This is a genomic window from Ancylobacter lacus (assembly GCF_018390635.1).
Classification (GTDB): Bacteria; Pseudomonadota; Alphaproteobacteria; order Rhizobiales; family Xanthobacteraceae; genus Ancylobacter; species Ancylobacter lacus.
On record NZ_JAHBGE010000083.1, the window covers coordinates 1 to 20949 of the forward strand.

Consider the following 20949-nt stretch of genomic DNA (forward strand, 5'->3'; position numbering starts at 1 on the left):
GGCCTATCCCACCAAGCCCACCCTCAGTAACGTGGCCTGAGGACGACGCTTACGCATTTCTGGCTCGCCTTCGGGGTGTTCTCGCTGGCGCTGATGCTCGGTGCCTGGCAGATGTTCATCCGCAGCCCGTTGCACACCTGGCTCTCCGATCCCGAGTGGTATTATCGCTCGCTGACCGCGCATGGCACCGCCATGGCCTATGTCTTCCCGACCTTGGTCGCGATGGGCTTCGGCTATGCGATCGCCGAGTCCGCGCTCTCGCAGCGGCTGGTGGGCGCGCGCTGGGCCTGGGCGGGATTCGGCATGGTGGCCACCGGCACGGTCCTGGCCATGGTCCCGGTGTCGCTGGGCCGCGCCTCGGTGCTCTACACCTTCTATCCGCCGCTGATCGGCAGCCCCTTCTACTATCTGGGCATCGTGCTGATCGTGCTCGGCTCCTGGATCTGGGTCGCGCTGATGGCGGTCAATCTGCGGGTCTGGAAGAAGGCCAACCCACACGTTCCGGTGCCGCTGGCGATGTTCGCCAATGTCGCGGGCGCTTCGCTCTGGGCCTGGACGGCCGTTGGCGCCGCACTCGAGCTGCTGCTGCAGATCATTCCGGTGGCGCTTGGATGGAAGTCCACAATCGACGCCGGGCTCTCGCGCGTGCTGTTCTCCTGGACGCTGCACGCGATCGTCTATTTCTGGCTGATCCCGAGCTACATCGCCTACTACACCATCGTGCCACGCGCGATCGGCGGATTGCTCTACAGCGACACCATGGCCCGGATCTCGTTCATCCTGTTCCTGGTGGTGGCGATGCCGATCGGCGTCCATCACGTCTTCGCCGACCCGATGGTCGGTGCCGGCTTCAAATTCATCCATTCCGCCTTCACCGCATTGGTCGCGCTGCCAACACTGCTGACGGTGTTCACCATCTGCGCGTCGGTGGAGATCGCCGCCCGCCTGCGGGGCGGCCGCGGTCTGTTCGGCTGGGTGACGGCGTTGCCGTGGAACAATCCCGTGATGCTGGCCGCGGCGCTCTCCTTTGTGATGCTGGGCTTCGGCGGCGCCGGCGGGCTCGTCAACATGAGCTATCAGCTCGACGCCTCCATCCACAATACGCAATGGATCACCGGGCATTTCCATCTGATCTTCGGCGGCGCCATCGTCATCATGTATTTCGCCATCGCCTATGATCTGTGGCCGCATCTCACCGGGCGCGCGCTTGCCGATGTCAGGCTCATGCGGATCCAGCTCTGGTTTTGGGCCGTCGGCATGGTGGTGACGACCTTCCCCTGGCACTATGTCGGCATTCTCGGCATGCCGCGCCGCATGGCCTATTTCGACTACAGCCATCCGGCCCTGGCGCCGGAGGCGCTGTCGGTGATCATCTCGGTGATCGGCGCCCTGATCATCCTGGTCTCCGGCGCCTTGTTCCTCGTGATCCTCGCGCGGGGGCAGATGGCGCCGAAGCGGGAGGCCGGAACCTTTCGCTTCAGCCGGGCGCTGCATCCGCCGGCGCGCCTTCCCCCTGCGCTCAACAGCCACGGTCCCTGGATCGCGCTGATGATCTTGCTGACCCTCACCAATTACGGCGTTCCGATCCTCAATCTGGCACTCCGGTCCGACACCTCCGTGCCCGCCGTCTATGTGGGAGCGCAGCGATGAAGGACCCCGGGATGCTGTCCCTGCGCGATCCCTACGTCCGGACCAGCGTCGCCCTGACGGTCGGGCTGCTGGTGCTGACGGCGCTGGTCGGCTTCGTCGTGCTGCCCTACGCGCAGGGCGAGATGAAATTTGCCGGGATGTGGGACGTGATCTGCAGGGCCGCCGGACTGCCGCGCGACGCCGCGCCCACATCCACTCAAGCCGCTACAGCGCCGACCTCGAAGGTCGTGCTGACCGCGGCGACTTTGACGAGACCCGATCCGGAGGCGATAGGCCGGGGAGCGACCCTCGCGCAACGTTGCGCCATGTGTCACGGCCCGACGGGCATCAGCCGCGCGGACGTACCAAACCTCGCGGGCCAATTTGGCGCGGCGGTCTACAAGCAGTTGCAGGACTTCCAGTCCGGCGCGCGGGTGAACGCGGTGATGTCGCCCTTCGCCGCCAATCTGTCCGATCAGGACATGGTCGATCTCGCGGCCTATTACGCCTCCCTGCCGCGACTGCCGGCCTATCACCCGGAGCCGCAGCGACAGCCGACGCGCATCGTGGTTTACGGTGCGCCGACCCGCGGTATCGCCCCGTGCGGCGCCTGCCATGGCAGCCTTGACACCAAGACCGGCAGCCCATGGCTCGAGGGGCAGTCGGCGGCCTATCTGAAGGCCCAGCTCGAGGCCCTGGCGTCCGGTCATCGCCACAACGACATCAACGCCCAGATGCGCAACATCGCGCGCGCGATGACGCCCCGGGAGATCGACGAGGCCGCGCGCTATTATGCGGCGCAGCCGGTGGAGACGGTCAACGCGGCGCCATAGCCGGAAGAGCCGGGCAGCGTGAGCCCGAGAGGCGGCTGGCATTGCGAACAAAACCAGAATCAGCGATTCTGCCGGCGACTTTGGCCATGGGATCGGATTCGGTGGGGGCAGCGGCGGCGTATCTGGACGGGCTCAATGCCGAGCAGAGGCGCGCGGTCGAGCACGGCTCTGATGAGGGCGCGGGGCGGCCCGCATCCCCCCTTCTGATCATCGCCGGCGCGGGGTCGGGCAAGACCAACACCCTTGCCCACCGGGTGGCCCATCTCATCGTGGGTGGCGCCGATCCGGGCCGCATCCTGCTCATGACCTTCTCCCGGCGCGCCGCCTCCGAGATGACGAAACGCGTAGAGCGCATCTGCAACAAGGTGCTGGCCGAGCGCGGCGGGTTTCTGACGAGCGGCCTTACCTGGGCCGGCACGTTCCACGGCATCGGTGCCCGGCTGCTGCGGGACTATGCCGAGCAGATGGGCCTCGATCCCGCCTTCACGATCCATGATCGCGAGGATGCCGCCGATCTCATGAACCTCGTTCGTCACGAGCTTGGGTTTTCGAAGAGCCAGTCGCGCTTTCCTACCAAGGGCACCTGCCTTGCCATCTATTCCCGCGTGGTGAACTCCACCCGGCCGCTGCCGGAGGTTCTCGCCCGGGCCTTTCCGTGGTGCGTCGGCTGGCACGACGAGCTGAAGCGGCTCTTCGGTGCCTATGTGGAGGCCAAGCAGGCGCAGAACGTGCTCGATTATGACGATCTCCTTCTCTACTGGGCCCAGCTCGTCGCTGAGCCGGCGATCGCGCAGGACATGGGCGCGCGCTTCGACCATGTGCTGGTCGACGAGTATCAGGACACGAACAGCCTGCAGGCGTCCGTCCTGCTCGGCCTCAAGCCGGCCGGCCACGGGTTGACGGTCGTGGGCGACGACGCCCAGTCCATCTATGCCTTCCGTGCCGCGACGGTGCGCAACATCCTCGATTTCCCGGGGCATTTCCGCCCACCCGCGCGGGTGGTGACGCTGGAGCGGAACTATCGCTCCACCCAGCCGATCCTCGCCGCCGCAAACGCCGTCATCGGCCTCGCCAGCGAGCGTTTCACCAAGAATCTCTGGACCGATCGGGCGTCCGCCGAAAAGCCGGAACTGGTGAGCGTGCGCGACGAGATGGAGCAGGCCCGTTTCATCGCCGACCGTGTTCTCGAGAATCGGGAAATGGGCATCGCGTTGAAGCAGCAGGCGGTGCTGTTCCGCACCTCCAGCCACGCCGGGCCGCTGGAGGTCGAGCTGACCCGCCGCAACATTGCGTTCGTGAAGTTCGGCGGGCTCAAGTTCCTGGACGCGGCCCATGTGAAGGACCTGCTGGCGGTCCTGCGCTTCGCCCAGAACGGCCGTGACCGCATCGCCGGTTTCCGCCTCCTGCAACTGCTGCCCGGTCTCGGACCGGCCTCCGCGCAGAAGATCCTTGATCGGATTGCCGGTCAGCCGGATCCCATCGCGGCGCTGTCGGACGTGCAGGCGCCCGCCAAGGTGGGCGATGCGTGGGGCCAGCTTGTGGCGATGGTGCAGGGGATTTCCAGGGTGGCCTGGCCCGCGCAGGTCGAGCTGGCGCGGCTCTGGTACGAGCCGCATCTCGAGCGCCTCCATGAGGATGCCGGCATGCGCGCGGCGGATCTGACGCAACTGGAGCAGATCGCGGCGGGATATGGCTCGCGCGAGAGGTTCCTGACCGAGCTGACGCTCGACCCGCCGGATGCCACCAGCGATCAGGCCGGAGTCCCGCTGCTGGACGAGGATTATCTCATCCTCTCCACCATCCACTCGGCCAAGGGGCAGGAGTGGAAGTCCGTCTTCGTCCTGAACGTGGTCGACGGATGCATTCCGAGCGATCTCGGGGCGGGCCAGAGCGAGGAGCTGGAGGAAGAGCGGCGGCTGCTCTATGTCGCCATGACACGGGCGAAGGATGCCCTGCATCTCGTCACGCCGCAGCGCTTCTTCGTCCATGGCCAGCATGCCAGGGGCGATCGCCACGTCTATGCCGGCCGCACGCGCTTCATCCCGAACTCCTTGCTCGTGCACTTCCAACCCGTGTCGTGGCCGAGGGTGGGTCCCGAGGACGTCGGAACCGGCGCCGCCCGGAACGTCAGGATCGACGTGGGTGCGCGTCTGCGAAGCATGTGGCAGTAGCGGCGGAAGCCCTCGCACGCACCCGCTTCGGACGACAGATGACCCTGCCCATCGTGGGCGTGTCTCGTCGCGGTGCAAAAGCCGGTCGCGACGCTGCCGATCCCTCCCTGACGTTCAGGACATCCGCTCGCCGGGTGCTACGGTTGGACGGAGATCGCGGGCGGAAACTCCCTGGCGAGCTGGTCGATCAGCGCGCGAACAGCGGGAGGCAGGCCACGTCGCGTCGTGAAGACGAGGTGGACGATTCCGATTCGCGCATGCCAGGCGGGCAGCACGCGGACCACACGCCCGGCATCCAGCGCCGAACGACAGACCCGGTCGGGCAGGAGTGCAACACCCAGTCCAGCCACGGCGGCGCTGAGAAGCTGGTTCATGTCAGCGCAACCCATGCGGGGCTCGATGCGGACCGTCCGCCTGTCCCCGTCGCTGGTCTCAAGATCCCAGTCTATGGCGGCATGCTCGTCATTCGTCGACAGGGTGGGCACCGTCGCGAGCTGGTCGACTGAGGCAATGCGACTTGCCAGCTGCGGACTGGCGACAAGGATCCGGATGGACTGCCCCAGCGATCGGACGGTGAGTTCTGCATCGGTGGTCATGTCCACCCGCACCCGCAGCGCCAGATCGATCCGCTCAGCAATGAGATCGACGGGCCTGTCGGTGGCGACGAGCTGCAGCCGCACTCTCGGGTACCGCGCGAGAAACCCTGTGATCAGCTCGGAGACCGGCCCGATCATGCCGCCGGGACAGCTGAACCGGATGCGACCGTGCGGCTCGGCCTGCGCCTGCATCGCCAGCGCTTCGGCCTGCTCGGCCTCGGCAAGCATGGCGCGGCAGCGCTCGTAAAAGCCCTGGCCGATGTCGGTCACCCGAAAGCGGCGGCTGGAGCGCTCGATCAGCCGCAGACCCAGCCTCTCCTCCAGACGGGCGATGCGCCGGCTGAGTTTGGATTTTGGCTCGCCAAGGGCGCGGCCGGCCGCAGCAAACCCGCCATGGCTCACCACTTCGGCGAAATAGGCCAGATCGTTCAGGTCAGCGCGCGCCATCGTTCCTGTCATGGAACGCTGGGTAGCGAAATCGCCGGCTACAGACAAGATCGTCCCGCATTCATCTTGGGTGGGCAGCGGCGCTTCGCCGCGAAGCCGCAGGAGAGAGGCAATGGCACATCGATTCAATAACAAGGTGGTGGTGATCACCGGCGGGACGAGCGGCATTGGCCTCGCCACCGCCAAGGCGTTTGCCGCGGAAGGTGCTGCGGTGTTCATCACCGGTCGGCGCCAGCAGGTGCTGGAGGCCGCGGTGAAACAGATCGGCGGTCGGGTCACCGGCGTGAGAGCCGATATGTCCAGCCTTGCCGACATCGACCGCGTCTATGATGCCGTCCAGCAGCAATATGCCCAGATCGACGTCCTCTTCGCGAATGCGGGCGGCGGTGACATGCTTCCGCTCGGCGCCATCACCGAGGAGCAGTATCAGCGCACGTTCGACACCAACGTCAAAGGCACGATATTCACCGTTCAGAAGGCGCTGCCGCTCCTGAAGGACGGTGCTTCGATCGTGCTGACCGGTTCCACCGCCGGCGCCTCCGGTACATCGGCATTCAGCATCTATGGCGCGAGCAAGGCTGCCGTGCGCAACCTAGCCCGGAGCTGGATCCTCGACCTCAAGGACCGTCATATCCGTGTGAACGTCGTCAGCCCCGGACCGACCGAGACGATCGGGCTGACCGATGTCTTCGGAGGCGGTGAGCAGGCGCAGGGCGTCAAAGATTTCCTCGCCACCCAGATCCCGGCCGGCCGGGTCGGTCGGCCGGAGGAAATCGCCACGACCGTGCTGTTCCTCGCGTCCGACGATGCAAGCTTCATCAACGGTGCTGAACTGTTCGTCGATGGCGGGCTGACCCAGATCTGAACGGTACGGGCGGATTGCCAGCCCTTCCGCGGTCGGCCCCTGCTGTGTCGCAGGTGATCGGGCGTTCAGGCTGGCGGTCCGATGACGGCCCCGTTGGATGGTAAAGCCAGCCATGCCGAGGCCGCGCGCGCGACGGCTGGGGCGCGGCCCCGGCATGGCGCAGCTCAGACCTGCGCCATGCCGCCGTCGACCGGCAGTTCGGCCCCGGTGATGTAGCTGCTCTGGTCGCTGGCGAGGAACAGCGCTGCCGAGGCCACTTCGTCGGCACGACCCATGCGGCCGAGCGGGATCAGCTTCGTCAGCGTCTCGCGCATCTCGTCGGACGTCGCCGCCATCATGGCGGTGTCGGTTGGTCCCGGCGCCACGACATTGACGCGGATGTTGCGGGGCGCCAGCTCGTTGGCCCAGGTTCGCGCGAAGGAGCGCACCGCGGCCTTGCTCGCCCCATAGACGCCATAGCCTTTGGTGCCGATCGCGTCAGCGATCGAGCCCACCAGCACGATTGCGCCACCCTCCGGCATCATCGCCGTCGCCGCCTTGGCGGCAAACAGCAGCGCGCGCACGTTGAGGTCGAAGGTTCGGTCGAAATGATCCTCGCGGATGTCGTCGAGGGTCGCGTATTCGGCGATGCCGGCGTTGACGGCGAGCACGTCCACCCGTCCGGCCTCGCTGCCCACTCGCTCGAAGAAGGCGGCGAGCGCCGTCACATCGGAAGCCTCGACGCGGCGTGTGCGCAGCCTGCCGGCTCCCAGCTCGACCTCTCCCTCGTCGGCGCGACGGCTGGTGGCGTAGACCGTGGCGCCTTCCGCGGCGAACCGCTCTGCGATGGCGCCACCGATGCCGCCATGGCCCCCGACCACGACGGCGATTTTTCCTGAAAGTCCGCTCATTCCGTCCTCACATCGCTGGTGATGACGAACAGGTATCATTCATATATCTAATCACAAGAACGCACCACATGTTGATTAGATATCTGGAAGTATACCCATGTCAGAAGACGCGCTCGAATTACCCCTCGATGTCACCGCGACGCGACCCATCCTCGAACATATCGCCAACAAATGGACGGTCCTGATCCTTAGCGTGCTGTGCACGCAGCCGGCGCGGTTCAACGACCTCAAGCGCCGTCTGGACGGCATCACCCACAAGGCCCTGTCCGAGGCGTTGAAGCGTCTGGAGCGCAACGGCCTCATCAGCCGCAAGGTCCTGCCGACGCAGCCGATCGGCGTCGAGTACGCGATCACCGATCTCGGCCGCTCGCTGCGCGAACCCTTTGCCGCGCTTTACAACTGGTCGCTCGCCAACGGTTCCGCGCTGGAAAGGGCGCAGCGTGCCTATGACACGGCGAAAGGGAATGGAGGGGCGGAGGAGGGGATCCGGTAATCATGTGAATTGGCGAGGCTGCCCTTCAGCAAGCCGGCGATCGCCCCGACTTTCTCCGCGCCGCCGCCGAAGGAGCGACTGAGCTGCTGGTGACCTGCGCGATGGAGGCGCCGGGCAGGTTCAACGGCGCGAGCGCCTCCGACAGAAACATGGCGCTCCGGCCCGAGGCGACGCCCGGCACGTCCTCTGCGGTCGGTCGCTGTTCGTGAGCCGCGCGCCGAACCGGCCGAGTCGGTCGTGCCGCGGCGCATCCGCGCCTCGTCTGGAATGATGACGCATGCCTCGATGCCGGTGGCAGCCTCGATGTCGCGCGCCGGGCTGACCCGCCCATGCGCGCGGGGACGATTGCCGACCCCGAATAAGGGGCAGGGCATAGCCTTCCTCGCTGACCTGCTGCCGCTTCCGACGGATCTGGGCTCTCCACCAGCCGGATTTTAGTTTAGTGAGGGCGGCCAGTCCGTGTGCGCTCCGTGGACACTCATGCCTCGATAATCGGAAACGGGGCGCATCGTGGTGAAGGACCGGGCGCACACGACGAGGCCCCAACTCCCTGACGCTGCAAAAACAATGTTGAAAGATCAGTCGTTTAGATTTTCCGTCGCACCCATGATGGACTGGACCGACCGGCATTGCCGGGCGTTCCACAGGGTCCTGACGCGCCGGGCTCGGCTGTACACCGAGATGGTGACGGCGAACGCGATCCTCTTCGGTGACCGCGAGCGGCTGCTGGGGCACGACGCAGTGGAGCATCCCGTCGCGTTGCAGCTTGGCGGTTCCGATCCGGAGGCGCTCGCCCGGGCGGCGGCGGTTGCGGCAGCGTGGGGCTATGACGAGATCAACCTGAATGTCGGCTGTCCGTCCGATCGGGTGCAGGGCGGCAATTTTGGTGCCTGCCTGATGCGCAGCCCCGATCTGGTCGCGGCCTGCGTCGCCGCGCTCAAGGCCGAGCTGAACGTGCCGGTAACGGTGAAGTGTCGCATCGGCGTCGATGAACAGGACCCCGGTCCGGCGCTCGACGAACTCGCCGACCGGGTGCTGGCGGCCGGCTGCGACGGGCTCATCGTCCACGCACGCAAGGCCTGGCTTCAGGGCCTCTCGCCAAGGGAGAACCGCGACGTCCCGCCGCTGGATTACGACCGGGTCTATCGCCTGAAGCAGCGGCTGGGGGAGGGGGTTCCCATCTCGATCAATGGCGGCATCACCACGCTGGAGGCGGCGCGGGAGCATCTTAATCGGGTGGACGGGGTCATGCTCGGCCGCGCCGCCTACCAGCAGCCGGACCTGCTCGCGCGCGTCGATCCCCTGCTGTTCGGCGAGCCGGCACCGCAAGCCGACAGCTTCGCCGCGGTGGAGGCTTTCGAGCCTTATGTCGCCGCGCATCTGGAACATGGCGGGCGGCTGCACGACATCACCCGGCACATGCTCGGCCTGTTCGGCGGGCTGCCGGGTGCGCGGGCCTATCGCCGCCATCTCGCCGTGGAGGGGGTGAAGCCGGCTGCCGGGCTCGACGTGCTGCGCGCCGCGGTGGCCGAAGTGCGCCGCGCCCTGCAGCGCCGGGCCCTGGTCGCCTGAGACATGGCGCCGCGTGGCCGTCGACCGTCGGCGGCTCAGGGAACCGCGCTCCAGGCCGGTATCCCCGCCGGGCATAGGCAGGCCGGCGCGGCGGGCGCATAGATAGGCCATGGATGCGATGATTCCCCTGGCTCAGTTCCTCTGGCTCGCTGGCGCCCTGCTGGCGGCCGGGCTTGCGACCGGCATCCTTGCCGGTCTGTTCGGCATTGGCGGGGGCGCCATCATTGTTCCCGTGCTGTTCGAGGTGTTCGCCGCGGTCGGCGTGGCGCCGGAGCTTCGGATGCATCTGGCGGTGGGAACCTCGCTGGCCATCATCATCCCGACCGCACTGCGCTCCTACGCCGCCCACCGCGCCCGAAGCGCCGTGCGGGCGGATGCGTTGCGGCGCTGGGCGCTGCCGGTGGTGCTGGGCGTCGTTGCCGGCACCGCGCTCGCCTCGGTGTCGCCGGACCGGGTGCTGAAGTTCGCTTTCGTCGCCTTTGCCGCTCTGATGTCGGGTCGGTTGCTGTTTGGCCGCGACCACTGGACGTTGGGGGAGCAGCTGCCCGGCCGTGCGCTGATGAGCGCCTACGGCTTCGGCGTCGGTCTGTCCTCCCCGCTGATCGGCATCAGCGGGGGCGGCATCGCCAGCGTGATCATGACGCTCTACCGCGTGCCGATCCATCAGGCCATCGCCACCTCGGCCGGCCTCGGGGTACTGATCGCGATTCCCGGCGCGCTCGGCTATGTGCTGGGGGGCTGGCCGCATATGGCGGAGCTGCCGCCGCTCTCGCTGGGCTATGTCTCGGTGCCCGGCGCTGTGCTGGTCGGCAGCGTGGCGACCCTCGCGGCCCCGCTCGGGGCGCGGCTGGCCCACGCCTTCACCAAGCGCCAGCTCGAGGTGGCGTTCGGGCTCTACCTGCTGATCGTGGGCGCGCGCTTCGCCTGGCAGCTGGTGGCCTGAGCGGACGCCCCTACTGGGTGTCCTCGGGCTTGGCCCGCATCACCAGCTTTTCGCCGCGAATCTCGAAGCTGTCGAGCCGGGAAAGAAAGCTCATGCCCAGCAGGCTGTGCTTGAGCATGCCCTCGGCGGCGATCAGGGCGGGCACCCGCCGCTCGACGATGGAGCCGGCGATGGCGACCTTGTCCAGCACCACCGAAGCCGCCTTGCCGCGGCCATTGGCGGTGTCGATGGGGATGTCGTAGCGCAGGAACTCCATGGGCAGTCCCACGGCGCGGGCATCGTCCGGGGTCAGGACGACGCTGGAGGCGCCGGTGTCGATCAGCATCGGAATGCGGCTGTCGTTGATCTCGACGCGGATGTTGAAGTCGCCGTCCCGCGAGCGCGCCACCTCCACCGCCGGGCCGGCGTCATGGGCCAGCGGCACGGCATAGCCGGGCGCGATTTCGGCGAGCACGCGGTAGGCGGCGGCGTGCAGTTCGTAGCGATAGGTGTAGCCGATCGCCAGCCCGCCGCCGATGACCACCCAGAGGATCAGCGCGCGCAGCGCATCGGCCAGCCGGCCGGCGAAGGCCGCCGCCACGCCGGCGCCGATCACCAGCGCCAGCGCGCCATAGCCCACGAGATGGGCAAGATCGGCCGTCGCCAGCCCGGCGATTTCCCCGCGTTCGGCCGAGAACAGGATGAGGCCGATGCCGGACGCCAGCCCGAAGATGACAACCCACATGAAGCGGTCGCTGTTCATCGGGGCACGCTCGGCGGGCAGGCGGGCAGCCGCTTTGCCGGCGGAGCGAGACGCCCGGGCAGGCTTGCCATGATCGCGCGTCTCATCGGCTCGTCGTAGCCGGCCCATGCGCCGATTTCCTCAAGAGTGCGTCCGCAGCCGAGGCACATCGCGCCCGTGGCGTCGAGCGTGCAGATCCGGATGCAGGGGGTGGACACGGTCATGGTGCGAGGGATGTAGAACAGAATCGGAACGGGTCAGGCGTGCCGCGCGAAGATAAGCAGCGCCAGCAGGAAGGCAATCTCCGCGGCCTGCGTCGCCGCTCCGGCGACGTCGCCGGTCTGGCCGCCGAGCCGGGCGCGGGCGCTGCGTTCGACCAGGAGGGTGGCGAGGCCCCCGGCTGCGAGCGCCGCCAGCAGGGCGAGCAGGCCGAGGCCGGGTAGCACCAGAGCGGCGCACAGGATGAGCGCCACCGCACCCGCGCGCAGCATCGCCGCTCGTCCTACCGCTCCGGCGGTGCTCGCCATCCCGTCGGCCCGCGCCGGGGGCAGGGCGTGCAGCACATGGACCCCGGCGAGGCGCGCGGCCCCCGAGGCCGCGATCAGGCCAGCCGCCGCCAGCACGGGAGCGTCGGCGGCGAGGCCGTCCAACGCGGCGACCCGCAGCAGGATCGAGATCACCAGTGCCAGCACCCCGAAGCTGCCGACCCGGCTGTCCTTCATGATGGCGAGGCGGCGCTCGGCGGTCATCCCCCCCATGCCGTCGGCGAAGTCGGCGAGCCCGTCCTCGTGAAAGGCCCCGGTGGCGATAACGAGCGCGGCGACACCCATCGTCGCGGCGACCAGGGGTGGCAGGCCGGCGAGCAGCGCTGCCACCAGCACCGCCGCCCCGAGCGCGCCGATCAGCGCGCCGGCGAGGGGAAGGGCGGGCGCCAGCCGGTCGAGATCGGGCGGGAGATGGATATCGAGCTTCGTCTCGAACGGCATCACCGGCACCGGCAGGCGCGAGAGGAAACGTAGCGCCGGCGGCAGCGCGCAGAGCAGCTCCCAGGGAAAGGAGGCGGCGCTCACGGGCGGCTCGTTGTCGTTCAGGGTCATCGCGGTTCAGCGTTGCCGGTTCAGCGTTGAAGCATCAGGTCGGAAGGCGCGATCCGGCTTTCCCAGCCGCAGCGCTCCAGCTCGGGCGTCTCCGCCGGTTCGACGGGATAGCCGAGGCAGAGATAGGCCACCAGACGCCAGCCGGCGGGCACCTCCAGCGCCTGCGCGACCGCGACGGGGTCGAGGATGGAGACCCAGCCGAGGCCGACGCCGCGCGCCGCGGCCGCCAGCCACAACGTGTGTATGGCGAGCACGGCGGAGAAGGCCAGCGTCTCCGGCATGGTGGCGCGGCCGAGGCCCCCTCCGGTCGGCGCCTCGCCATCCACGAAGACCGCGAGATGTTCCGGCGCCTCGGCAAGTCCGCTCAGCTTGAGCCGGGCGTAGAGCGCGGCGCGTTCCGCCGGCTGGGCCGCCAGCGCCTCGGCGTTGCAGGCCGAGAAGATGGCATGAATCCGGGCCCTCCGCGCAGCATCCGCCACCCGCACAAATCGCCAGGGCTGGCTGTAGCCGACGCTCGGCGCGCGGCTGGCGGTGGCGACCAGTTCGGCCACCATGTTCTCGGGCAGGGACGTAGCCTGGAAGTGCCGCACGTCGCGACGCCACCGGAACAGCCGGTCCAGCTCTGCGCCGAAGGCGTCGTCGAAGGGCCGGGGGCGGGGCATCGGCGTGGGGTTCCGGTCGGCGGGATCGGGAACGGCTGAGGCGTCAGGCGGCACGCTGCGCGGTCGGCTCCGCGTCGGCGGCAGGGCAGCACCGTCGCGGCGGTGCTTGCGCGCCACGTCGCGCAGGTCTACCCCCGGACGCCGCCGAAAGCGACAGCCGAGGTGGCCGGGGCGACCTATGCCCGGAGTTCTGCCGATCGACCTGCCGAGAGAGCTGCCATGCCGCGCGCCATCACCGGGCTTCCCTTCGACGACATCCGCCATCTCATCGACACCATACCCGGGCCGGACATGGCGGCCCGCGCCGCGGCGCTGGCCCGGCAGGGCCAGCTCGTGAAGCCGCCCGGCTCGCTTGGCCGCCTCGAGGAGATCGCGGTGAACATCGCGGGCTGGCAAGGCCGCGCCATTCCCCGCGTCGACCGTCCGACCGTCGCGGTGTTCGCCGCGACCCACGGCGTCGCCCTGCGCGGTGTCTCGCCCTATCCGTCGGCGGTGACCAAGCAGATGGTCGAGACTTTCTCCTCCGGCAAGGCCGCGGTGAACCAGATCTGCGGGGTGTATGGCGCGGGGCTCAGGGTGTTCGACCTCGCACTGGACCACCCCGGCCCGGACATCGTCGAGAAGGACGCGCTCGGCGAGGCGGAATGCGCGGCGACCATGGCCTTCGGCATGGAGGCACTGGCGGGTGAGCCGGACCTTCTCTGTCTCGGCGAGATGGGCATTGGCAACACCACGGTGGCGGCCGCGGTCTATCTCGGCCTCTATGGCGGATCGCCCGCGGACTGGGTGGGCCCCGGCACTGGCGCGACCGGCGACGTGCTCGCGCGTAAGCTCGATGCTGTGGAGCGTGCAGCGGCGCGGGTCGGCGGGCCGCTGGGCGATCCGCTGGAGGTGCTGCGCCGGCTCGGCGGACGCGAGATCGCGGCCATTGCCGGCGCCATACTGGCCGCGCGGATGCAACGCGTGCCGGTGGTGCTCGACGGCTATGTCGTCTGCGCCGCGGCGGCCGTGCTGCACGCGCTCAACCCGGCGGCGCTGGACCACTGCTTCGCCGGTCACTGCTCGGCCGAGCCGGCACACCGCGCGGTGCTCGCACGGCTCGGGCTGCGGCCGCTGCTGGACCTCGACATGCGGCTCGGCGAAGGGTCGGGCGCGGCGCTGGCGGTCGGCATCGTCAAGGCGGCGCTGGCCTGCCATGCCGGCATGGCCACCTTCGCCGAGGCCGGGGTGGCGGACGGCTGACATTCAGCGGGCGGCAGCGCGGCCGGGGGCGGGCACGGCTTCATCCTCCGGCACCGCCGCGGCGGGAGCGGGCGCCTGGGCGGGACCGTGCGCCAGCAGCACCCGAGACGCCGGGAAGGTGACGATGAACTCGGTGCCGTGATCCGGCCGGTTCCGCAGATGCAGCGCACCCCCGTGCAGCTCGGCGAGACCTTTGACGATCGGCAGCCCAAGCCCGGCACCCTCCTCGGCATTGCGGACGCCGGCATCGCCACGGCCGAAGGACGCCAGCACGAGGTCGCGCTGCTCCGAGGGAATGCCCGGCCCGCTGTCGCGCACCGAGAGATACTGCCCGCCCGAGGCGGTCCAGCCCACTTTCACCCACACCTCGCCGCGCAGCGGCGCGAACTTCACGGCGTTGGACAGCAGGTTGAGGCAGATGCGGCGCAGCGCCCGCTCGTCTGCCCGCAACGCCGGCAGCCCCGGCTCGTAGAGTTCATGAATGCGGATGCCGCGGGTGCGGGCGCGGATCTTCAGCAGTTGCCGGCAGTCCTCGACCATATCGGCCAGTGCGACCGGCTCCTCGTTCAGCTCGTAACGGCCCGATTCGATGCGGGAGATGTCCAGGATTTCGTCGATCAGGTTCAGCAGGTGCTTGCCCGAGGCGTGGATGTCGCCGGCATATTCGCGGTAGGTGGGGTTGGAATGACGGCCGAGCAGCTCGCTCTTCATCACCTCGGAAAAGCCGAGGATGGCGTTGAGCGGTGTGCGCAGCTCGTGGCTCATCTGGGCAAGGAAGCGTGATTTGGCGACGCTGGCGGCCTCGGCACGGCTCGCTGCCTCGTCGGAGCGGGCTTTCGCCTGTTCCAGCGCCTCGATCAGCCCAGCGGTCTCGCCGCGTGCCGTGAGCGCGCCCAGCATGAATCCGCCGGCGTGGCGGGCGAGGGTGGTGAGCGCCAGTGCCGCCAGCACAAGCAGGGCGGGAAGCGCGAAGCCGGCCGGTCCGCGCGCCGGGTCCGCGACCAGCGCCGCGGACACCAGCGCCGGCAGCGTGGCGGCGAGCCGCGCGGGCGGGAGCGGCGCGGACAGCACCGACATGCCGGCGAGATAGACCAAGGCCAGCGTCAGCGCGAGCGGCGTCGAGCCGGCCGCGCCACTCCACAGCAGTGCCGCCACCAGGCCGGACCATGCCAGCGCCGCAACGAGGTCGAGCAGCGCGAAGGCGACCTCCCGGCGCGGCCGCAAGGCCGGGGCCGGGGTGCCGCTGACATGGCGCGCCAGAGCGGCGGAGAGGCTGTGCGCGGCCAGAGCGCACGCCGTGAAAGCGAGGGGAGCGAACGGAGGAAGTGCCAGCAGGCCGGCGGCGCCACCCGTCACCAGCAGGGCGCCCACGCCCGGCGCGGCGGCGGCGCGCGCCCCGGCGAACAGCGTCAGCAGGGCGTCGCGCTCGCTCGCGCTGCCAGCCGCCGTGGCCGCGATTTGCGTCGCGCCTCCGGCGGGGTATCCCTGCGTCGGGCCGGGGTCCCGCTGCTTCAGCTCGCGATCGGCTCCGGCCGTCGTGCCCATGTAACTGACGGTTCCCGCGTGAGAATTGGTGATGGAAGGTCGCGTTCACCATCCCGTCGCGAGGCTTAACGGAGTGCCTAGAAGCATGGTTAACGCAGGGTGGCGATGAGAGCGCGGCGAGGGGTGTGGCGCGGAAGCACCATGGGCGCTCTGCTGATCGCCGCCGGTCTGGTGGCGGTGGCACTGGTGGTGGAGCGGATGGTGCCGCCGCTGAACGGTGCGGTGCGGGTGGTGGATGGCGACAGCCTGGAGCTCGACGGCGAGCGCATCCGGCTGGACGGGATTGACGCGCCCGAGCTGCACCAGACCTGCGGTCCACCGCAGGCCATGTGGGAGTGCGGCCGGCAGGCGCGCGAGGCGCTTCGGCGGGCGACGCAGGCCGGCGTGGTGAGCTGCCGCCCGCTCGATCGTGACCGCTATGGCCGGACGGTCGCGGTGTGCCGGGCGGGGGAGGCCGACCTCGGCGGCGCGGTCGTTCGGGCCGGTCTCGCCCTCGCTACCAGCCTCGCTTACACGGCGGAGGAGGCCGCCGCGCGGGCCGCCCACCGCGGCCTGTGGTCCGGCCCGTTCGAGTCCCCGGTGGAATGGCGCAGGCAGCACCGCCGCGAGGAGGGGTGAGAGGGTGGGGAAGGGTGACAAGCGGCCCGGCGTGCCCCATCTGGACGACATGACGTCCGCTGCCTCACCCTTCACCCCGGCCCCGACCGACCCCGGCGAGGCCCCCGAGCCGCTCGATGAGCTGCTGGCCCGCATCCGGGCCTGTCGCGTCTGCGTTGATTCCCCCCGCCGCCTGCCGCTGCCGCACGCGCCGCGCCCGGTGCTGAGGGTGGGGAGGGGCGCGCGCATCCTGCTGGCCAGCCAGGCGCCGGGCACGCGGGTGCACCTTTCCGGCCTGCCCTTCACCGATGCCTCGGGCGACCGGTTGCGGGACTGGCTCGGGGTCGACAAGGAGACCTTCTACGATGTCGGCCGCATCGCCATCGCGCCGATGGGGTTCTGCTTTCCCGGGCAGGATGGCAAGGGCGGCGACCTGCCGCCGCGACCGGAGTGCGCCGCCACGTGGCATGACCGGCTGTTTGCGGCGCTTCCGGAATTCGAACTGGTGCTGGTGATCGGCGCGCCGGCGCAGAACTATCACCTGCGCCGGCTGGGGCTGGAGCGCTTTCTGCGGCTCAGCCTCACCGGCAGGGTGGAGAGCTGGCGGGAGATCTGGGAGGCGCGCACGGCGCCCCGGCTGCTGCCGCTGCCGCACCCGTCCTGGCGCAACAGCGGGTGGCTGAAGCGTCACCCCTGGTTCGCAACCGAGCTGCTCCCGGTGCTGCGGCACGAGGTGGCGCGGCTGGTATGACCGCGCCCTCCCGGAGCCGGTCAGCGCGAAACCAGCAGATGCCGGTTCAGCCGGCGCTCCAGCCGGTCCCACACCCGGCGCACCACCTCGACCATGACGAGGTACAGCACGGCGGCCCAGAGATAGACCTCCATGTCGTAGGAGCGGGAGAAGGCAAGGCGGGTGACACCCATCAGGTCGTAGACCGTGATGACCGAGGCGATCGCGCTCGACTTGATCATGAGGATCAGCTCGTTGCCGAGCGGCCGCAGCCCGATCCCGGCCGCCTGTGGCATGATGATGGTCCAGTACGCCTTCAGCTTGGACAGGCCCAGCGCCTTCGCCGCTTCCATCTGCCCGATCGGCAGGGTCTGGATGGCGCCGCGCAGGATCTCCGACTGATAGGCGGTGGTGTTGAGGGTGAAGGTGAAGACGGCGCAGTAGAACGCGTCCCGGAAGAACCACCACAGGCCGAGCGCGGTGAGCTGCTCGCGGAACTGGCCGGCGCCGTAATAGACAAGGAAGGTCTGCGCCAGCAGCGGTGTGCCGCGGAAGAAGTAGGAATAGGCGAAGGCGGCGCGGGCCGTCCACTTGCCACCCTCCACCCGGGCGATCGCCAGCGGCCAGGCGAGGAGGGCGCCGATGCCGACCGAGAGGACCACGAGCTGGAGCGTGACCCACACGCCGTCGAGGAAGCGCAGGCCGTAGCGGGCCATCAGATCGCTGTTCAGCCCGATCAGCCCCATGAGCTGGAGGAAGCCGGCGCCCAGCATGTCGAGCAGGCTCTGCATCAATGACCTCCCACCCGCCGGAAACCACGGGAAGCGCGGGCTTCCAGCCGGGAGAACACGGCGCTCGAGATCGCCGAGAACACGAGATAGATCAGGCAGGCGATGAGATAGAAGAAAAAGGGCTGCTTGGTCACGCCGACCGCGATCGCGGTCTGGCGCATCAGGTCGGAGATGGCGATCACCGACACCAGCGATGTGTCCTTCAGCAGTACCATCCAGTTGTTGGAAAGCCCGGGGAGCGCCACGCGCCAGAGCTGCGGGAAGGTCACCAGCCTGAACACCCGCATTTTGGACAGGCCGAGGGCCGCCGCCGCCTCCTTCTGGCCGCGCGGCACCGCACGTATCGCGGCATACAGCACTTCGCTGGAGAAGGCGCCGAGCACGAGGCCCAGCGCCACCACGCCGGCGACGAACTGGTTCACCTCGACGCTCGCCCCTTCCACGAAGAGGCCGGCGAGCCGGGTCAGAAGCATCTGCCCGCCATAATAGACGATGAACAGGGTCAGCAGCTCGGGCAATCCGCGGAACACGGTGGTGTAGGCGTTGGCGAGCATTTTCACCGCGGCGGACTTCGAGTCCTTGGCCAGTGCGACGCCCAGGCCGATGGCGATGCCGACCGGCAGGGTGACCAGCGCCAGTTCGATGGTCAGCAGGGCGCCGCGAGCGATCTCGTCGCCCCAGCCGTCCGGCCCGAAGGAAAGCAGGCGGAGAAAGTCGAACATCAAGGTTGAAGTCTCCGGTGGCGGCCGGCTGGGGCCGCTTCTTCATGCCGGGCGGAGGACGGGCGGCGGGAGACCTGCGGCGCGGGCGCACGGACTGGCCTGGTGGCGGACCCGTCGGCCGTCCCCGGGCGGGCCGGCCGACGGGCGCGCCGGCGCCGTGCGGCGTCAGTAGACGTCGAAGGGGAAATACTTCTCGTTGATCTTCTTGTAGGTGCCGTCGGCGCGGATTTCGGCGATCGCCTTGTTGAACATGGCGACCAGCTCCGGGTCATCCTTGCGGATGCCGACGCCGACACCTTCGCCGAAATACTTCTTGTCCTTGTATTCGGCGCCGACGAACTTGCAGCAGGCGCCGTCCTTGGTGTTCAGCCATTCCAGCTCCACCACCTTGTCGGACAGCAGCGCATCGATGCGGCCATTGACGAGATCGAGATGGGTGTCGTCGATCTTGGGATACAGCTTCACCTCGGCGCCGGCCTTGGCGTAGACGTCCTCGAGATAGTTGGAATGGATGGTGGAGGCCTGGGCGCCGAGCACCTTGCCCTTCAGCGCCTCGGGGGAGGTGTCGGTGATCTTGCTGTCCTTCGTGGTCACGAAGGTGGCCGGGGTGTTGTAGTACTTGTTGGAGAACGCGATCTGCTTCTTGCGCTCCTCGGTGATCGACATGGAGGCGATGATCGCGTCGTATTTGCCGGCGAGAAGCGCGGGAATGATGCCGTCCCAGTCCTGGGCGACGAAGGTGCATTCCACCTTCATCTTGGCGCAGAGCGCCTTGGCGATGTCGATGTCGAAGCCCTTGATCTCGCCGTTCTCGATGTAGTTGAAGGGCGGATAGGCGCCTTCCGTGCCGACGCGGACCACCTTCCAGTCCTTGGCGGATGCGCCGGTGACGGCGGCCGCGATCATGAGAGCGGCTGCCGCGATGCGGGTGGCGAGGCTCATGCTGTTCCCCTCTGGAAATGCTCTGGCCGGCTGTTCTTCTGTTGCCGGCACGTGATGCTCGCATTAATTGCGCGGCCAAGGCAACGGGGGATGCTGCATTCATGATCATGTCCCACCGCTGACCTGCAATTAGGCAATCCGATCGCGCCGCCCGTCGTCATCGGCCGGCCCGATCAGCCGACAGGCGGCGCCGGGTTGACGCCTTGTCCGCTCTGGTGTCTCACGGATGCCGTTCATGAAGGGAGCGCTCGATATGGCGGTTACAGCGGACGAGGTGAAGGCGCGGCTCGCCCAGGTCACGGCGCCCGACGGGCGCCCGGTGACGGCGACCGGCGCGCTGTCGGAGATCGTGGTCTCGCAGGGCAAGGTCTATCTCTCGATCACGGTGGACGCGACGCAGGCGCAGGCATGGGAGCCGGTACGCGCCGCGGTGGAGCGCACCGTGCGCGCCACGCCGGGCGTGGTTTCCGCGCTGGTGGCGCTCACCGCCGAGCGGCGGGCCGGCGCGTCCGCACCCGCCCCCGCGCCGGCGGGGCATGCGCATGCCGGGCACAACCATGCGGGCCACAGCCACGCCGCGCCGGCGCGCACGCCGCCGGCCGACCCGCAGAAGGAAGGCCGCGGCATTCCCGGCGTCGGCGCCATCATCGCGGTCGCCTCCGGCAAGGGCGGTGTCGGCAAGTCGACGCTGGCGGCCAATCTCGCGCTCGGCCTCGCCACTCTCGGGCTGAAGGTCGGGCTGCTCGATGCCGACATCTATGGTCCTTCGGTGCCGCGGCTCATGGGGCTGCACGGCAAGCCCGAGGTGCAGGGCAAGATGCTCCAGCCGCTGCAGTCCTGGGGCCTCAAGGTCATGTCCATCGGCTTCCTCGTCGGCGAGGAGACGCCGATGATCTGGCGGGGTCCTATGGTGATGTCGGCCATCAGCCAGCTGCTCAAGGAAGTGGACTGGGCACCGCTCGACGTTCTCGTGGTCGACATGCCGCCCGGCACCGGCGATGCCCAGCTCACCATGGCCCAGCAGGTGCCGCTGGCGGGCGCGGTGATCGTGTCTACCCCGCAGGACCTCGCGCTGATCGACGCGCGGCGGGGCATCGCGATGTTCGAGAAGGTGAATGTGCCGGTGCTCGGCGTCGTCGAGAATATGAGCTACTTCCTGTGCCCGCATTGCGGCGGGCGCTCGGATGTGTTCGGCCATGGCGGCGCGCGGCACGAGGCGCAGCGGCTGCGGGTGCCCTTCCTCGGCGAGGTGCCGCTGCAGATGGCGATCCGGGAGACTTCGGACGCCGGCCGGCCCATCGTCGCGACCGCGCCGGACAGCCCCGAGGCGGAGATCTATCGCGGCATCGCCCGCGCCGTCCGCGAGGCGCTGGCCGGCCGCCATGCCGGCGCGCGCCCGGCCCCGCGCATCGTCGTCGAGTAGGTTCCGGCGGCGGCCGGAGACGGTCGCCGCTCACATGG

At 69.0% G+C, this 20949-nt stretch carries 21 protein-coding genes; 11 read left to right on the forward strand and 10 right to left on the reverse strand.

From position 1 onward, the window contains the following. Window positions 1-36: 36 nt before the first annotated feature. The 3 genes from KHC27_RS20230 (at window position 37) to KHC27_RS20240 (ending at window position 4633) form a co-directional block, all read left to right on the forward strand. On the forward strand, window positions 37-1650 hold the full coding sequence (locus KHC27_RS20230) for a b(o/a)3-type cytochrome-c oxidase subunit 1 (RefSeq protein WP_213341840.1): 1614 nt from the start codon (window positions 37-39) through the stop codon (window positions 1648-1650). Further along, on the forward strand, window positions 1647-2462 hold the full coding sequence (locus KHC27_RS20235; RefSeq protein WP_213341652.1) for a c-type cytochrome: 816 nt from the start codon (window positions 1647-1649) through the stop codon (window positions 2460-2462). The genes KHC27_RS20230 and KHC27_RS20235 overlap by 4 nt, the downstream gene beginning before the upstream one ends. Window positions 2463-2548: 86 nt before the next feature. After that, on the forward strand, window positions 2549-4633 hold the full coding sequence (locus KHC27_RS20240; protein WP_213341654.1) for an ATP-dependent helicase: 2085 nt from the start codon (window positions 2549-2551) through the stop codon (window positions 4631-4633). A gap of 137 nt (window positions 4634-4770) precedes the next feature. Here the strand turns inward: KHC27_RS20240 and KHC27_RS20245 are convergent, their stop codons facing one another. Further along, window positions 4771-5676: a LysR family transcriptional regulator gene (locus tag KHC27_RS20245; protein ID WP_213341656.1), complete on the reverse strand. Its 906-nt coding sequence runs from the start codon at window positions 5674-5676 to the stop codon at window positions 4771-4773. 112 nt (window positions 5677-5788) lie between these two features. Between KHC27_RS20245 and KHC27_RS20250 the strand changes: the two genes are divergently transcribed. After that, window positions 5789-6541, forward strand: coding sequence for an SDR family NAD(P)-dependent oxidoreductase (locus tag KHC27_RS20250; protein WP_213341658.1), 753 nt, complete (start codon window positions 5789-5791; stop codon window positions 6539-6541). 164 nt (window positions 6542-6705) lie between these two features. Here KHC27_RS20250 and KHC27_RS20255 read toward each other — a convergent pair whose 3' ends face one another. Then, entirely contained in the window at window positions 6706-7431 is a 726-nt protein-coding gene (locus tag KHC27_RS20255) for an SDR family NAD(P)-dependent oxidoreductase (protein WP_213341660.1), read from the reverse strand. 97 nt (window positions 7432-7528) lie between these two features. Here KHC27_RS20255 and KHC27_RS20260 point away from each other — a divergent pair, with 97 nt between their 5' ends. From KHC27_RS20260 to KHC27_RS20270, 3 genes are all read left to right on the forward strand, one after another. Then, entirely contained in the window at window positions 7529-7924 is a 396-nt protein-coding gene (locus KHC27_RS20260; RefSeq protein ID WP_213341662.1) for a winged helix-turn-helix transcriptional regulator, read from the forward strand. A gap of 567 nt (window positions 7925-8491) precedes the next feature. Beyond that, window positions 8492-9496 carry a tRNA dihydrouridine(20/20a) synthase DusA gene (gene dusA, locus KHC27_RS20265; RefSeq protein WP_213341664.1) on the forward strand — a complete coding sequence of 335 codons (1005 nt, stop codon included), beginning with the start codon at window positions 8492-8494 and terminating at the stop codon, window positions 9494-9496. 109 nt (window positions 9497-9605) lie between these two features. Continuing rightward, the gene (locus KHC27_RS20270; protein WP_213341666.1) at window positions 9606-10439 is read left to right on the forward strand and encodes a sulfite exporter TauE/SafE family protein; all 834 of its coding nucleotides are present in this window, start codon (window positions 9606-9608) and stop codon (window positions 10437-10439) included. 10 nt (window positions 10440-10449) lie between these two features. On the opposite strand, the gene KHC27_RS20275 is transcribed toward KHC27_RS20270, so the two are convergent. Genes KHC27_RS20275 through bluB form a run of 4 tightly spaced genes read right to left on the reverse strand, consistent with a single transcriptional unit; the run spans window position 10450 to window position 12919 of the window. Next, on the reverse strand, window positions 10450-11181 hold the full coding sequence (locus KHC27_RS20275) for a TIGR02281 family clan AA aspartic protease (protein ID WP_213341668.1): 732 nt from the start codon (window positions 11179-11181) through the stop codon (window positions 10450-10452). Continuing rightward, window positions 11178-11384, reverse strand: a complete 207-nt coding sequence (locus KHC27_RS20280; protein ID WP_281417121.1) for a DUF1289 domain-containing protein — start codon at window positions 11382-11384, stop codon at window positions 11178-11180. The genes KHC27_RS20275 and KHC27_RS20280 overlap by 4 nt, the downstream gene beginning before the upstream one ends. 33 nt (window positions 11385-11417) lie before the next feature. After that, window positions 11418-12257: an adenosylcobinamide-GDP ribazoletransferase gene (cobS, locus tag KHC27_RS20285; protein WP_213341670.1), complete on the reverse strand. Its 840-nt coding sequence runs from the start codon at window positions 12255-12257 to the stop codon at window positions 11418-11420. Window positions 12258-12277: 20 nt separating this feature from the next. Beyond that, a complete protein-coding gene (gene bluB / locus KHC27_RS20290; RefSeq protein ID WP_213341672.1) occupies window positions 12278-12919 on the reverse strand; it encodes a 5,6-dimethylbenzimidazole synthase in 642 nt (213 codons plus the stop codon). Window positions 12920-13138: 219 nt separating this feature from the next. Here bluB and cobT point away from each other — a divergent pair, with 219 nt between their 5' ends. After that, entirely contained in the window at window positions 13139-14161 is a 1023-nt protein-coding gene (cobT, locus tag KHC27_RS20295; RefSeq protein ID WP_213341674.1) for a nicotinate-nucleotide--dimethylbenzimidazole phosphoribosyltransferase, read from the forward strand. Between the two features lie 3 nt (window positions 14162-14164). On the opposite strand, the gene KHC27_RS20300 is transcribed toward cobT, so the two are convergent. Then, the gene (locus KHC27_RS20300) at window positions 14165-15706 is read right to left on the reverse strand and encodes a sensor histidine kinase (RefSeq protein WP_213341676.1); all 1542 of its coding nucleotides are present in this window, start codon (window positions 15704-15706) and stop codon (window positions 14165-14167) included. A gap of 141 nt (window positions 15707-15847) precedes the next feature. On the opposite strand from KHC27_RS20300, the gene KHC27_RS20305 reads away from it, so the two are divergent. Continuing rightward, window positions 15848-16324, forward strand: coding sequence for a thermonuclease family protein (locus tag KHC27_RS20305; protein WP_213341678.1), 477 nt, complete (start codon window positions 15848-15850; stop codon window positions 16322-16324). Window positions 16325-16373: 49 nt separating this feature from the next. Beyond that, window positions 16374-17054 carry a uracil-DNA glycosylase family protein gene (locus KHC27_RS20310; RefSeq protein ID WP_213341844.1) on the forward strand — a complete coding sequence of 227 codons (681 nt, stop codon included), beginning with the start codon at window positions 16374-16376 and terminating at the stop codon, window positions 17052-17054. A 20-nt stretch (window positions 17055-17074) separates the two neighbouring features. Here the strand turns inward: KHC27_RS20310 and KHC27_RS20315 are convergent, their stop codons facing one another. The 3 genes from KHC27_RS20315 to KHC27_RS20325 all read right to left on the reverse strand — a co-directional run bounded on the left by KHC27_RS20315 (window position 17075) and on the right by KHC27_RS20325 (window position 19488). Continuing rightward, window positions 17075-17824: an ABC transporter permease gene (locus KHC27_RS20315; protein WP_213341680.1), complete on the reverse strand. Its 750-nt coding sequence runs from the start codon at window positions 17822-17824 to the stop codon at window positions 17075-17077. Then, window positions 17824-18546: an ABC transporter permease gene (locus KHC27_RS20320; protein ID WP_213341682.1), complete on the reverse strand. Its 723-nt coding sequence runs from the start codon at window positions 18544-18546 to the stop codon at window positions 17824-17826. Before KHC27_RS20320 ends, KHC27_RS20315 begins: the two co-directional genes overlap by 1 nt. A gap of 165 nt (window positions 18547-18711) precedes the next feature. After that, on the reverse strand, window positions 18712-19488 hold the full coding sequence (locus KHC27_RS20325; protein ID WP_213341684.1) for an ABC transporter substrate-binding protein: 777 nt from the start codon (window positions 19486-19488) through the stop codon (window positions 18712-18714). 253 nt (window positions 19489-19741) lie between these two features. On the opposite strand from KHC27_RS20325, the gene KHC27_RS20330 reads away from it, so the two are divergent. Further along, entirely contained in the window at window positions 19742-20911 is a 1170-nt protein-coding gene (locus KHC27_RS20330; protein WP_213341686.1) for an Mrp/NBP35 family ATP-binding protein, read from the forward strand. Window positions 20912-20949 lie beyond the last annotated feature (38 nt).

Bases quoted from the DNA above. Each gene is read 5' to 3' on its own strand.
- KHC27_RS20235 (WP_213341652.1), top strand. From the start codon at position 1,647: ATGAAGGACCCCGGGATGCTGTCCCTGCGCGATCCCTACGTCCGGACC.
- KHC27_RS20240 (WP_213341654.1), top strand. From the start codon at position 2,549: ATGGGATCGGATTCGGTGGGGGCAGCGGCGGCGTATCTGGACGGGCTC.
- KHC27_RS20245 (WP_213341656.1), bottom strand. From the start codon at position 5,676: ATGGCGCGCGCTGACCTGAACGATCTGGCCTATTTCGCCGAAGTGGTG.
- KHC27_RS20250 (WP_213341658.1), top strand. From the start codon at position 5,789: ATGGCACATCGATTCAATAACAAGGTGGTGGTGATCACCGGCGGGACG.
- KHC27_RS20255 (WP_213341660.1), bottom strand. From the start codon at position 7,431: ATGAGCGGACTTTCAGGAAAAATCGCCGTCGTGGTCGGGGGCCATGGC.
- KHC27_RS20260 (WP_213341662.1), top strand. From the start codon at position 7,529: ATGTCAGAAGACGCGCTCGAATTACCCCTCGATGTCACCGCGACGCGA.
- dusA (WP_213341664.1), top strand. From the start codon at position 8,492: ATGTTGAAAGATCAGTCGTTTAGATTTTCCGTCGCACCCATGATGGAC.
- KHC27_RS20270 (WP_213341666.1), top strand. From the start codon at position 9,606: ATGGATGCGATGATTCCCCTGGCTCAGTTCCTCTGGCTCGCTGGCGCC.
- KHC27_RS20275 (WP_213341668.1), bottom strand. From the start codon at position 11,181: ATGAACAGCGACCGCTTCATGTGGGTTGTCATCTTCGGGCTGGCGTCC.
- KHC27_RS20280 (WP_281417121.1), bottom strand. From the start codon at position 11,384: ATGACCGTGTCCACCCCCTGCATCCGGATCTGCACGCTCGACGCCACG.
- cobS (WP_213341670.1), bottom strand. From the start codon at position 12,257: ATGACCCTGAACGACAACGAGCCGCCCGTGAGCGCCGCCTCCTTTCCC.
- bluB (WP_213341672.1), bottom strand. From the start codon at position 12,919: ATGCCCCGCCCCCGGCCCTTCGACGACGCCTTCGGCGCAGAGCTGGAC.
- cobT (WP_213341674.1), top strand. From the start codon at position 13,139: ATGCCGCGCGCCATCACCGGGCTTCCCTTCGACGACATCCGCCATCTC.
- KHC27_RS20300 (WP_213341676.1), bottom strand. From the start codon at position 15,706: ATGGGCACGACGGCCGGAGCCGATCGCGAGCTGAAGCAGCGGGACCCC.
- KHC27_RS20305 (WP_213341678.1), top strand. From the start codon at position 15,848: ATGGGCGCTCTGCTGATCGCCGCCGGTCTGGTGGCGGTGGCACTGGTG.
- KHC27_RS20310 (WP_213341844.1), top strand. From the start codon at position 16,374: ATGACGTCCGCTGCCTCACCCTTCACCCCGGCCCCGACCGACCCCGGC.
- KHC27_RS20315 (WP_213341680.1), bottom strand. From the start codon at position 17,824: ATGCAGAGCCTGCTCGACATGCTGGGCGCCGGCTTCCTCCAGCTCATG.
- KHC27_RS20320 (WP_213341682.1), bottom strand. From the start codon at position 18,546: ATGTTCGACTTTCTCCGCCTGCTTTCCTTCGGGCCGGACGGCTGGGGC.
- KHC27_RS20325 (WP_213341684.1), bottom strand. From the start codon at position 19,488: ATGAGCCTCGCCACCCGCATCGCGGCAGCCGCTCTCATGATCGCGGCC.
- KHC27_RS20330 (WP_213341686.1), top strand. From the start codon at position 19,742: ATGGCGGTTACAGCGGACGAGGTGAAGGCGCGGCTCGCCCAGGTCACG.